At 72.0% G+C, this 12,230-nt stretch carries 9 protein-coding genes; 5 read left to right on the forward strand and 4 right to left on the reverse strand.

All coding sequences use genetic code 11. The annotated features are described in order from the left end of the window. The 3 genes from AB0I04_RS38035 to AB0I04_RS38045 form a co-directional block, all read right to left on the reverse strand. A partial coding sequence (locus tag AB0I04_RS38035) for a (2Fe-2S)-binding protein (protein WP_360896189.1) occupies positions 1–559 on the reverse strand: 559 nt, incomplete at its 3' end. Position 560: 1 nt separating this feature from the next. Then, the gene (locus AB0I04_RS38040; RefSeq protein ID WP_360896192.1) at positions 561–2,588 is read right to left on the reverse strand and encodes an NPCBM/NEW2 domain-containing protein; all 2,028 of its coding nucleotides are present in this window, start codon (positions 2,586–2,588) and stop codon (positions 561–563) included. 260 nt (positions 2,589–2,848) lie between these two features. Continuing rightward, positions 2,849–3,484: a TetR/AcrR family transcriptional regulator gene (locus AB0I04_RS38045; RefSeq protein WP_360896195.1), complete on the reverse strand. Its 636-nt coding sequence runs from the start codon at positions 3,482–3,484 to the stop codon at positions 2,849–2,851. Positions 3,485–3,594: 110 nt separating this feature from the next. Here AB0I04_RS38045 and AB0I04_RS38050 point away from each other — a divergent pair, with 110 nt between their 5' ends. The 5 genes from AB0I04_RS38050 to AB0I04_RS38070 all read left to right on the forward strand — a co-directional run bounded on the left by AB0I04_RS38050 (position 3,595) and on the right by AB0I04_RS38070 (position 10,621). Then, positions 3,595–5,070, forward strand: a complete 1,476-nt coding sequence (locus tag AB0I04_RS38050; RefSeq protein ID WP_360896198.1) for an MDR family MFS transporter — start codon at positions 3,595–3,597, stop codon at positions 5,068–5,070. Positions 5,071–5,287: 217 nt separating this feature from the next. Then, positions 5,288–6,187: a mycothiol conjugate amidase Mca gene (gene mca / locus AB0I04_RS38055; RefSeq protein ID WP_360896201.1), complete on the forward strand. Its 900-nt coding sequence runs from the start codon at positions 5,288–5,290 to the stop codon at positions 6,185–6,187. Positions 6,188–6,352: 165 nt separating this feature from the next. Further along, the gene (locus AB0I04_RS38060) at positions 6,353–7,837 is read left to right on the forward strand and encodes an AlkA N-terminal domain-containing protein (protein WP_360896204.1); all 1,485 of its coding nucleotides are present in this window, start codon (positions 6,353–6,355) and stop codon (positions 7,835–7,837) included. Positions 7,838–7,895: 58 nt separating this feature from the next. After that, positions 7,896–9,152, forward strand: a complete 1,257-nt coding sequence (locus AB0I04_RS38065) for an MFS transporter (RefSeq protein ID WP_360896207.1) — start codon at positions 7,896–7,898, stop codon at positions 9,150–9,152. A gap of 74 nt (positions 9,153–9,226) precedes the next feature. Continuing rightward, positions 9,227–10,621 carry a hypothetical protein gene (locus AB0I04_RS38070; protein ID WP_360896210.1) on the forward strand — a complete coding sequence of 465 codons (1,395 nt, stop codon included), beginning with the start codon at positions 9,227–9,229 and terminating at the stop codon, positions 10,619–10,621. A gap of 498 nt (positions 10,622–11,119) precedes the next feature. Here AB0I04_RS38070 and AB0I04_RS38075 read toward each other — a convergent pair whose 3' ends face one another. Then, on the reverse strand, positions 11,120–12,142 hold the full coding sequence (locus tag AB0I04_RS38075) for a hypothetical protein (RefSeq protein WP_360896213.1): 1,023 nt from the start codon (positions 12,140–12,142) through the stop codon (positions 11,120–11,122). Positions 12,143–12,230 lie beyond the last annotated feature (88 nt).

The following is a 12,230-nucleotide window of genomic DNA, read 5'->3' on the forward strand; positions in this document are numbered from 1 at the left end:
GGCACGTCCGAGTGCTGGGAGAGCAGCTCGGAGATGGCCGAGACACCCGCGTGGAACTTGTCGACGTCGGCGTCTCCTTCAGGAGGGCGACCGCCGACATGATCTGGCCGGACGTGCAGAACCCGCACTGGAACCCGTCGCACTCGACGAACGCCCGCTGCACCGGGTGCAGGCCGTCGCCGTGCGCCAGGCCCTCGATCGTGGTGACCTTCCGGCCGTCGGCCGTCGCTGCCAGGGTGAGGCAGGACAGGACGCGGCGGCCGTCGACGTGCACCGTGCACGCCCCGCACTGCCCCCGGTCGCAGCCCTTCTTCGTGCCGGTCAGGCCGAGCCGCTCGCGCAGCGCGTCCAGGAGCGTCACGCGGGGGTCGACGTGGAGCTTCTCGGCCTTGCCGTTCACCGTGACCGCGACGTCGACGGCGCCGTCCTCGGCGGCCGGAGTGGCCGGGCCGGGGACCGGGGCCGAGGTCAGCACCGCCCCGGCCGACGCCGCCGCCGTCGTGCCGAAGAACCGCCGCCGCGACAGCCCGCCGTCCCCGGGCGTCGTTTTGTCGCTCATGTCAGCTTCCGCAGGTGAGCACGGGGATCGCCCAGTCACCACGGTCGTAGCTGTTGGTGTCGCCGCCGATGGTCGTGACGATCCGCAGGTACGACGCGCCGGTCAGCCCGCCGGACAGGTGGACGGCGCCGTCCTGCCAGGTCCGCAGCCCGCTGTCGGCGACCTTCGTGCCGTCGGCCCAGATCTCGAACGTCACGGTGCTCTGACCCGCCACCGGCCGGGGATCGCGCTCGTCGTCCACCCCCACGTCGGCGGTGAGGGAGGTGCACCGGCCGTTCAGGTAGTACACGATCTCGGCCGGTGCGTGCGTGCCCAGGCCCTTGGCGTACACCGTGCCGTTGATCGTGAGCGGCTTGCCGTCGCCGGGCTTGGCGCCTCCGTTGGACATGTTGTGCTCGACCGGCCCGTACCCGTTGTGGGCCGTGGCCCAGTCGTCCGCGCCCAGGTCGGTCGTCCCGCCGGGCACCGGCTTGGGCACGACCAGGTCCTCCGCCAGTGACAGCCGCGTCCCCGGCAGGCCGTACGACAGGCGCGCGGTGAGCGACCGGGCGCCCGGCGGTTCCGACGTCGGCGGCGTCACGCGCCAGCGGCTCTTCAGCGTCGCGCCGGTGCGCAGGATCGCGGCGCCGGTACGGCCGACCGGCTCGGCCTTCCAGCCGGCGGGCAGGCCGAGGGAGGGCCGGGCGTTCAGCATCGGCGCGCGGCCGAGGTTGGTGGTCGTGACGTCCGCGGTGAAGGCGCGCCCGGCTGGGGTGATGGTGCCGGGGATGCCGGAGACCGCGGAGGGCAGGTCCAGCCCGAAGGCGGCCGCGGGCGGCTGGAACGCCCAGGCCCGGGAGTCCCGCCGGACGCGGTACATCACGGTGCCGTGCGCCGGCACGACCCCGGAGACGGCCCCGGCGGTCTCGGCGTCCTTGTGCGTCCACAGGTCGCGCAGGACGTACGCGGTCCGCTTCGGCAGGCCGAGGGCGCTCGCCGTCGTGCCGAAGGTCGCCGTCGTGTCGGTCTCGTTGAACAGCGTGACGGCGACGTCGCCGTTCTTCAGCGGCTTGGCGAGGACCCAGTGCCCGTTGTCGCCGGACAGGACCGTGCCCTGCGTGCCGAGCGGGTCCTGGTCGACGGCGATGACGTCCTTGTTCGTGAGGATGCTCAGCGTCTCCGGGGTGGCCTTGCGCAGGTCGGTGCCGATGAGGAGCGGGGCGGCCATGATCGACCAGAGGCTGAAGTGCGAGCGGTACTCCCGGGCGGTCATCCCGCCGTTGCCCACCTCCAGCATGTCCGGGTCGTTCCAGTGCCCCGGACCGGCGTACGGCGCGAGCGGAAGGTTCTGCTTGAAGATGCTCAGCAGGGAGGGCCAGCTGTCGCTGATGTCGCCGGTCGTGCGCCACAGATGGCCGACGTCCTTGCCCCACTCCCAGGGCTTGTTCTGGCCCCACTCGCAGATGCTGAACACGATCGGCCGGCCGGTCTTCTTCAGCGCGTCGCGCATCTTCGTGTACCGCTCGAGCGCCGGCCGATCCTCGTTGTTGCAGTTGTCGTACTTGAGGTAGTCCACGCCCCAGTCGGCGAACGTCTGCGCGTCGACCTCCTCGTGGTCCAGGGCACCCGGCATGGTCTTGGCGCAGGTCTGCGTCCCGGCGCTGGTGTAGATGCCGAGCTTCAGGCCCTTGGCGTGGACGTAGTCGGCGACCCACTTGATGCCGTGCGGGAAGGTCTGCGGGTTCGGCACGAGACGCCCGGTCTGCGGGTCGCGGTCGTGGGCGGCCCAGCAGTCGTCGATGTTGACGTACGTGTAGCCGGCGTCCTTGAGGCCGGAGCTGACGAAGTAGTCGGCGGTGTCCGTGATGAGCTTCTCGTCGACGTTGCAGCCGAACGCGTTCCAGTCGTTGAAGCCCATCGGCGGGGTCCGGGCCAGCCCGTCGTCCAGCGCGTGGGCGGGGGTGGCCACGGATTCGGTGATCGCCAGGGCGGTGGATCCGGTGAGGAGGGCCAGCCCGAGGAGGGCGGCCGACAGGCGGCGGCGGGGCATGCGGGAGACTCCTTCGCCGTGGGCCGGAAGGTCCGGAGGCTGGCCAAAACATAGGATCTATTCAGGAGTTGGTCAAGGATCCTTACTGGCCGCCATCGGCCCCAACTTGGGCGTTTTCGTGGCTCGGCGCATGAGTTCATTGCCGTGGCAGGCTAGGAGATCGGATCTGTCATCCGAGGTCCGCCGACGGTCGGAACTCATCCGGAGCATGCTCAAGGGCGAGCGGACGGCGACCCGCTGCCCCTGGGGCATCTCCGGCGTCAGCGCACGGCGTAGCCGCCCAGTGCCGGCTCGAGGAGGCCGAACGCCCGCCGGGCGGCATCGCCCAGCGCGGCGGCGATCGTCTCGTCGTCCTCACGCGCCAGCGTGCGGCGGAGCACGTCCTGGAACAGCACCCGGTGGACGGCGGTCAGCTGTGCGGCCGCCGCCCGGGGCATGATGTCGTCCGGCGCTGCGCCGGTCTCGGCGGCGAGCGTCTCGGTGAGGGCGTCCTCGCGCTGTTCCTGGAGCTCGCGCAGCCGGGCGCGCAGTGCGGGACTTCCCGTGATCATGCGGGCGAACTCCGGGCCGGAGAAGCCGATCATCGCGTCGTGTCGCGCCAGGCCCGCGAAGTAGTCCTCGCGCAGTGCGGCGAGGGCGGACTGGCCTGCGGCCCGTTCGGCGACCGTACGGGCCGGGGCGGCGACGATCTCCTCGTGCAGGTCGAGGACGAGGTCCTCCTTGCGCGGGAAGTGGTTCGTCACGGTCATCTTCGCCACGCCGGCGGCCTCCGCGACCTCCGCGATCGTCACCTCGTCGAAGCCTCGCTCGATGAACATCCGCGTCGCGACGTTCGAGATCTCCTGGCGGGTCCGTCTCTTCTTCAGCTCCCGCAGGCCCAGCGTGTCAGCGCCCATGAGCCAATCCTAGGCGATTGAGTGTGTCCGACCTAATTTTAGGTTTGACCTATTCATCGGTCGCGCCTAACGTTAGGTCCGACATAGTGAATTGCTCTTGGAGGGGATGCATGCTGATCCAGCGCGCGCCGGTGAACGGCACGAAGACGACGGTGGCGGCGGAGGCTCGCGCCGCCCGCCCGGAGCCGCTCGACCCGGCGCTGCTGCGCATGGGTGCGGTCCTGATCCTCGGGGCGATCCTCGCCGGGCTCGACGCGACGATCGTGAACGTCGGCATCGACGCGATCGCCCGTGACCTGCACGGCGGGCTCTCGGCCGTCCAGTGGGTGTCCACGGGATACCTGCTGGCCATCTCCATGGTGATGCCGCTCTCGGGCTGGATGACCGACCGCTTCGGTGGCACGAGGATGTGGATGATCTCCGTGGGGCTCTTCGTCGCCGGCTCGGCGCTGTGCGGCCTAGCCTGGTCGACGTCGGCGCTGATCGCCTTCCGGGTCCTCCAGGGCATCGGCGGAGGCATGATGCAGCCGATCGGACAGTCGATCATGGCTCAGGCGGCCGGTCCGTCCCGGATCGGCCGGGTGATGAGCATCCTGATCATCCCGGTGTCCTTCGCGCCGGTCATCGGGCCCGTGCTCGGCGGCCTCATCGTCGCCGACCTCGACTGGCGCTGGATGTTCTACGTCAACCTGCCGATCGGCGCGATCGCACTGCTGCTGGCGTCACGCGTCCTGCCGAAGGACACCCCGCACACCGCCACCCGCGCGCCGTTGGACGTGCTGGGCCTGGCCCTGCTCTCACCAGGGCTGGCCGCCCTCGTCTACGGGTTCGCGGCGGCCGGCGGCGCCGGCGGCTTCGGCACCGGACGCGTCGTCGCCGCTCTCACCGGCGCGGCGGCGCTGCTGACGGCGTACGGGGCACACGCCCTGCGCCGCCGGGTCACCCCACTCGTCGACCTGCGGCTGTTCGCGCGGCGCGGCTTCGCCGCCGCCACGTCGAACTCCTTCCTGCTCGGCGCGTCCCTGTACAGCTCGATGCTCCTCCTGCCGCTCTACGACCAGCAGGCCCGGCACGCGAGCGCGATCGAGGCCGGGTTCTTCCTGGCCCCGCAGGCCCTCGGCACCGCTCTGGCGTCGTTCTTCGCCGGGCGGCTGTCCGACCGGATCGGCGCCCGCGGCGTCGTCCTCGCCGGAATCGGCCTTGCCCTCACCGGCACCGTGGTGTTCACCCGGCTCGGGACCGACCCCGCAGGCCCGCTGCTCATCCTGTCGCTGCTCGTCCGCGGAGTCGGTATCGGCACGATCATGGCGCCGGGGATGGCGGCGGTGTACGGCAGCGTCGAACGGCACGAAGCGCCCCGCGCGGCCGGCGCACTCAACGTCGTCAACCGCGTCGGCGGCTCGATCGGCACGGCCGTCTTCGCCCTCATCCTGCAGAGCCGGCTCGGCCATCACCCGGCGAACCCCGCAGCGGCGTACGGCGACACCTTCGCCTGGGCCCTCGGCCTGACGGCGCTGTCGATCATCCCCGCCCTGTTCTTCTCCGCCAAGCCCCGTACCCCTGCCAGCAGAGAGGAGCGCACGTGAACCTCCGCGTCACCCGATGAGCGCCGCACGCCATGACCGGACGCCACGAGAGGAGCGCCATGAACCTGCGCATCACCCGATGAGCGCTGCTGACCCGACGCTGAGAGAGGGGAGCACATGAACCTGCGCGTCACCCGATGAACCCGGCGGCCGACGGCCGCGCCCCCTGACCGCGGGCCCGCACCGGATGCGGGCCCGCCGACCTTCGAGGAGACAGGTGAACCTGCGCATCACTCCGGACGAGACGCCTCGGCTGCTGACCGTGCACGCCCACCCCGACGACGAGTCCAGCAAGGGCGCCGCGACGCTCGCCCGCTACGCAGCCGAAGGCGTCGACGTCCTCGTCGCCACCTGCACCGGCGGGGAGCGCGGCGACGTGCTCAACCCCCGGCTGGACCGGCCCGAGGTCCGGCGGAACATCGCCGAGCTGCGGCGCGCCGAGATGGCCGCCGCGCGGAAGGTGCTCGGCGTGCGCCAGCGGTTCCTCGGCTTCGTCGACTCCGGCCTGCCGGCGGACGGCGAGCCCCTGCCCGACGGCTGCTTCGCCCGGCAGCCGACCGAGGACGCCGCACGCCCGCTCGTCCGCCTCATCCGGGAGTTCCGGCCGCACGTGGTCATCACGTACGACGAGACCGGCGGCTACCCGCACCCCGATCACATCAAGACGCACGAGGTGACCGTGGCGGCGTTCGACGCGGCCGGTGACCCGGACCGGTACCCCCGGGAGGGTGCACCCTGGCAGCCGCGAAAGCTGTACTACCAGGCGGCCTTCTCCCGCGAGTGGTTCCAGACGCTGCATGACGCGATGACCACACGAGGGACCGCCTCGGCGATGGGAGCGGTCCTGGACGAGTGGCCGGACACCGCGCCGAAGTTGGAGATCACCACCCGCGTGACCTGCGCCGACTATTTCGCCGTACGAGACCGGGCACTGCTCGCGCACGCCACGCAGAGCGACCCGGACGGCCCGTTCTTCGCCCATCCCCGCGACCTCGAACGCGAGGTGTGGCCGACCGAGGACTACCACCTCGCCCGCTCCCTGGTCGAGGTCCCGCTCCCCGAGGACGACCTGTTCGCGGGTCTTCGCCCGCCCGCGCCCGCCGTCATGACGACGTGACGCCCGGGCCGAGCGAGCCTGCGGTGATCGATCAGCGTCTGCCGTACTCGCTGACGAGTCGCCGGTCACGATCGGCCACGGATCGCCTTTGACCGACGTCGGGCCCGGATGTCGACGTCCGATCGTCGCTGGCGGTCCGGGTCGGCGGTCGGCAGAGTTGACGGCGTGATCGACGAGGAGGAGGCGTACGCGCTGCTCCACAGCCGGGACCGCCGATTCGACGGCCGGATCTTCGTGGCCGTGGTGACGACCGGGGTCTACTGCCGGCCGAGCTGCCCCGCGGTGATGCCGAAGCGGGAGAACGTCTGGTTCTATCCCTCGGCGGTCGCCGCGCAGCAGGCGGGCTTCCGCGCGTGCAAGCGCTGCCGGCCGGATGCCGCTCCCGGCTCCCCGGAGTGGAACGTCCGCGCCGACCTGGCGGGCCGGGCCATGCGGCTGATCGCCGATGGTCTGGTCGACCGGGAGGGGGTCTCAGGGCTCGCCGCACGGCTCGGCTACAGCGAACGCCAGCTGCATCGCCTGCTCGTCGCCGAGGTCGGCGCGGGACCGCAGGCACTCGCCCGGGCGCAGCGGGCGCAGACGGCGCGGCTCCTTCTCGAACGCACGGACCTGCCGGTCAGCGACGTGGCGTTCGCCGCCGGGTTCGGCGGCATCCGGCAGTTCAACCATGTGGTCCGGCAGGCGTACGGGACGACCCCGACGGGTCTGCGGACCGCGCGGGCCGCCGGAGGAGGGGCGCCCGTCCCGGGCGCGATCGACCTCCGCCTGGCCTACCGCTCGCCGCTGGACCTCGCCGAGATGTTCGGCCTGCTGGCCGAGCGGGCCGTACCCGGGGTGGAGGAGGCGGGTGACGGCTTCTTTCGCAGGTCGCTCGGCCTTCCCCGGGGCGCCGGCGTCGTCACCGTGCGCGACGGCGGCGACGGGCTTCACGTGCGCTGCGAACTGCGCCTGGAGGACCTCCGGGACCTGTCCGCCGCGGTCACGCGCTGCCGCCGGCTCCTGGACCTGGACACCGACCCGTGGGAGGTGGCGGACGTCCTCGGTGCGGATCCGCTGCTGGCTCCGCTGGTCGCCGCCGCACCCGGCCGGCGCGTGCCGGGCCACACCGACGCCGCCGAACTCGCCGTACGCGCCGTCCTCGAACGGCACGCCGGAGTGGCGGCGACCCGGGATCTCGCCGCACGCCTGGTCCGGCGGGTCGGGCATCCCCTGCCCACGCCGGTGGGCGCCGTGACCCATGTCTTCCCCAGCCCGGACGCGCTCGCCGAGGCGGGCCCGGCCGGTCTGGCGCTGCCGGACCGCCTCGGCCGCGTCGTGGCGCGGCTGGCGGAGCGCCTGGCCGCAGGCGCGATCGTCCTCGACCCGGGCGCGGACCGCGAGGAGACCGAACGCCTGCTCCGGGCGGTCCCGGGCATCGATCCGTGGACGGCCGCCCACATCCGGGCGCGCGGCCTTGGCGACCCCGACGTTCTGCCTCCCGCCGATCCGCACGTCCGCCGTGCCCTCGATCTGCTCGGAGCGCCGGGGACCGGAGCAGAGGAGGCCGCTGCGCGCTGGCGCCCGTGGCGGTCCTACGCCGTCCAGCACCTCTGGGCGGTCGCCTCGGCGGGGCAGAGGTCGGTCGGAGGCCGGCTTAGCGCCGGGTCGTAGGAGGAAGCCGGGAGTCTCCGGCACACGCGATCACGGACTGGCGATCGGGAGGATGTACGTGCGTGACTACGCGGCCGTTCTGGCCGGGCGGGACTTCCGCAGACTATGGCTCGGGGCGTCCCTGTCGACCGTCGGCGACGGGATGACCCTGGTCGCCCTGTCCTGGCTGGTGCTCGACCGGTACGGCACCGGGCTGCTCGGGCTGCTCGCGGTGTGCGCCACGGCCCCGGTCTTCGTGGGCGGCCTGGTGGCGGGCCCGGTCCTCGACCGCTTCGACAAGCGCACGGTGCTGGCCGCCGACAGCGTGATCCGGGGCGTCGTCGTGGCATCGGTGCCGATCACGGCCGCTGCCGGGCGGATGCCGTCCTGGCTGCCGTTCGCGGTGGCGGCCGTGTACGGCCTGCTGAAGATGGTGCCCATGGCCGGCGTGCCCGCCGCCATCCCCGACCTGGTCGACGCGGCCGGGCTCGACGCCGCGAACGCGCTCGAGTCGGTCGGGTACGCCGTCTCCGGCATCGTCGGATACGCGCTCGCCGGAACCCTGGTCGCGGCGATGGGCGCCCCGAACGTTCTGGCCCTGGACGCGGCGTCGTACCTGCTGTTCGCCGTCGCGGCGCGCACGGTCCGGCGTCCGTTGCGACCGTACCGGGACCCCGTCGACGCCCAGGCGGCGACAAAGCCGACACGTCGTCAGAGCCTGACCTGGCCGGTACGGGACCGGGTGCTGGTCGTCACCACGCTCGCGTTCATGGCGTTCAACGTGGCCGAAGGGGCTCTGGTCCTGGTGACCGGACCGTGGCTGGCCAAGGACCGGCTGCCGGGCGGGGCGGGCATGCTCGCGCTTCTGCTGGCGGCGCTGTCGGCCGGCGAACTCCTCGGCGGCGTCCTCGCCGGGGCCTGGCGGCCGGGGCGTGACCGGGTGAAGGCCATCGCGGTGGCCCAGATCGCCGCGGCCACCGGATTCCTCGCCGTGCTCGCCGTACCCGACCGGGTCACGGTGGCGGCCGGCTTCCTGCTGGTCGGGCTGTGCGGCGTGCCGATGACCGTGTGGGCGCAGTCGCTGCGGATGGAGCGCGTGCCCGCGCGGATGCGCGGCCGGGTGTTCGGCACGCTCCGGACGCTGATGCAGGCCACGCCGCCGATCGGCGCGGCGCTGGTGACGCCGCTGCTGAGGCAGGGGGACATCACCACGGCGGCGATCGGGATGTCCCTCGTCGCCGGCCTGCCCGCGGTGGCGCTCCTGCTGTTGCCCGAAGAAGTCCGCAGCGACGGATCCGGAGCGCAGACCCGCGATCTAACGCTCGCCAATGATTAGTTAACAATCATTCGAGCAAGATATTGCGTAAAACCACTGATGATAGTTAGAAGATCACATGATCTGATGAGGATGTGATCGCTCGCACCCTGGCCGTCCTGCTCGTCGCGCTGACCGGGCTCCTTCCGATGAGATCGGCTCTGGCCTCGCCTGACGACGGCGCGACCGACGGCACCTCCTACGCCAGTCCGCTCACCGCGCTGAGCGGCCAACGCCAGTCACTCGTCTGGCACGACACCTCGAGCGCCGCCGACGCGCTGAAGACCACCATGGGGACCGAGACGACGTTCGCCGCGGTGATGGCGAGCGTCAACCATCCGCTCACCTCCGCGAACTGCTCCGCCGCCGAGTCGGCCGCTCGCCCGGTCGCCCCGGCGGCGACCACCGCCCTGTGCTGGGACGACGGCGACGACACCACCGACGGCTGGCACCCCCAGGGCATCACCACCTCGGGCGACGCCGATGACGACGGCGCCTGGGGCGCGTACAAGGTGATCCTCTCGGGCTGGCAGAGCCTGATCTCCGGCCGCTACAACGACGCCCGCGTGGCGTTCGTCGATTACACGAACTCGGCCGCGCCCGCCTATCGATGGATCTACCTCGTGGTGCCCAACGCGACCGGCACCGACTTCACGGCCGCCAAGGCGCACGTCGGCGGCATGGTCTGGTACGGCGACAAGCTGTTCGTCACCGGCGTCGGCAACACCTCGACCGCCATCCGCGTCTTCAGCATGGCGAACATCCTGCGGGCCACCGACTCATCGTCCGCGATCGGCAAGACGAGCAGCGGCTATGCCGCCTACGGCTACCAGTACGTGATGCCGCAGATCGGCTACTACACCTACTCCGGCGGCACCTGCACGATGTTCGCCGACGGCACCTACCCGTCGTACACCGTCGCCGACAACGACGGCGACGGCACCGCCGGGAACAGCGCGGCCGACTGGGTCGGCAACGGCACCCGTGCCTTCACGAACGACACCACCACGGCCTGCCTCTCCTCGATCTCCCTCGACCGCAGCACGAGCCCCGACACGCTGGTCGCCGGAGAGTACTTCGGCCATGACACCCCGAACCTGCACGGACGCCTGCTGCGATATCCCCTCGGCAGCGGCTACCTGCTCAGCGCCACATCGGGGACCGTCCCGGTCACCGATTCCTACCGGAGCTACGTCGGCGACGTCCAGGGAGTCCTGTCCTACGGCGGGGTCTGGTACGTCTCGCACAGCTGGCTGGACGCCCGCGGCGGAATCTGGCGCCAGACGACGTCGGGCGGCGGCGCCGCCTCGTGCAGTCTGTCCGGCAGCACGGCCCACCAGTGCTGGGCCTGGCATCCCGAGGGACTGACGTACGACTACGCCACCGGCCTGGTCTGGGGACAGACCGAATGGTCGAGCACCGAGTGCACCGCGCAGTCCCAGACCTGCGGCCGGATGGTGTTCGCCACTCCGCGCACCGACCTGCCCTGACGCGTGGACCCCGCGCGTGCTTTGAGCCCGGGCGGGGCCGTGCGCGGGTTCCGAGGGTCAGCCGCGTGGCTCATGCCGCTCGACGGGGCGTCCGAGGGGCGGTCATCGCCCTGTGAGCGGCCGGCCGAGCCGGCATCCCCGGCGGGACCGCCCGGCGAAATTCGTGGGAGCCGACGGGAACAAACAGCATCGAGGGAACGGTTACACCTCTCGTGGCCGGTGTGCCTGGTGTCCCCGGGCCTCATCTATCGCCTTCGCGGATTACCGTTCGGCTGGAGCCGCGTTGTGCCTTTCGCCGAGAGGCGACCCGCACACCGGTACACACATCGAGGGCCCTGCCGGGCGACGTCCCGGCGGGGCCCTCGTCCTGTTCACCGCCGGGAGTACGGCGGCCTCCCGGTGCCGGCCGGGACGCGCGTCGGCGGCTGCCGATGGTCGAGGTCGACGGATCGGCCCGTCCGGGTCGGTCACGCGGCGGGCCGTACCGGCCGTGGTCGGTCAGATCGCCTGGCAGGCACCGGTGTCCTCGACAAAGCGCAGGCGCGGCCGGTCGGCGCAGACTGGCCGTACGAGATGCGCGATGTCGTCCGTCCGATCGAACCCGGCCTCGAGCCGACGCAGCCTGCGCAGCGCGATGCCCTCGCGCAACGCCCAGGGACAGACCTCCAGACGGCTCAGGCCGAGCGCGCTCATGATCTCGTCGGCGACGACGGCACCGGCGAGGATGTGACGGGCGCGGGACCGCGAGACGCCCCGGAGCCGGGCACATTCTTCGCTCGTCAGCCTGGCCAGGCGGGGGATCCGGCAGCGAAGCGCCGCCCGCTCCAGCACCTGGCGGCCGTCCGCCTTCGCCCCGCCGGAGAGCTTGGCGAGCTGACTGAAGATCTTCGAGGTGGCGACCGCGTGATGGCCGGACGACCCCTCGGTCAGCCGGTCGACGCCGTAGGCGGCCAGCCGGTCCGCGACGTGCGCCCGGAGCCGCCCGACCTGCTTACCGCGCGGAGGATCGCAGGGCAGATGGTCCCGCGTGAGCCGGCCGGCGCCCAGCGGCATCGACAGCGCGGTGTCCGCCTCGGCGCCGTCCCCGGTGGCGATCTCAATGGAGCCGCCGCCGATGTCCGCCAGCACGATCGGCCCGACCGACCATCCGTACCACGCGCGTACGGCCACGAATGTCAGCCGCGCCTCGTCCTGACCGGCCAGGAACCCCAGCTTGACGCCCGTCTCGGCGGCGACGCGTCCGAGGATCTCCTCCCGGTTGGCGGCGTCGCGGATCGCGGACGTCACGAAGGGGATCAACTCGACGGCGCCGACGCGCGCGGCCTCGTGTGCCATCGCGCCCACCGATCCCACCACCCGATCGACCGCCGCGTGGCCGATCCGGCCACCGGCCGTGATGGCCCCGGCCAGCCGGGTCGGTTCCTTGACGGACGCGACCGTCCGGATCGGACCGCCCGCGACCAGGTCGACGACGCTCAGATGGGCAGCATTGGACCCGACGTCCAAAATGGCGGTGCGCATGTCCGCCTGACTACCCGGGTCGACGGCAAGTAATGCATGATGCCCGGTTAGCGCGGTGTCGAAACGACCGTTTCGGCACCGCTCCCGC

The sequence above is a fragment of the Actinoallomurus sp. NPDC050550 genome (genome assembly GCF_040655075.1).
Classification (GTDB): domain Bacteria; phylum Actinomycetota; class Actinomycetes; order Streptosporangiales; family Streptosporangiaceae; genus Actinoallomurus.

Excerpts from the sequence above, each read along its gene's own strand:
- AB0I04_RS38040 (WP_360896192.1), bottom strand. The coding sequence starts at position 2,588 with ATGCCCCGCCGCCGCCTGTCGGCCGCCCTCCTCGGGCTGGCCCTCCTC.
- AB0I04_RS38045 (WP_360896195.1), bottom strand. The coding sequence starts at position 3,484 with ATGGGCGCTGACACGCTGGGCCTGCGGGAGCTGAAGAAGAGACGGACC.
- AB0I04_RS38050 (WP_360896198.1), top strand. The coding sequence starts at position 3,595 with ATGCTGATCCAGCGCGCGCCGGTGAACGGCACGAAGACGACGGTGGCG.
- AB0I04_RS38075 (WP_360896213.1), bottom strand. The coding sequence starts at position 12,142 with ATGCGCACCGCCATTTTGGACGTCGGGTCCAATGCTGCCCATCTGAGC.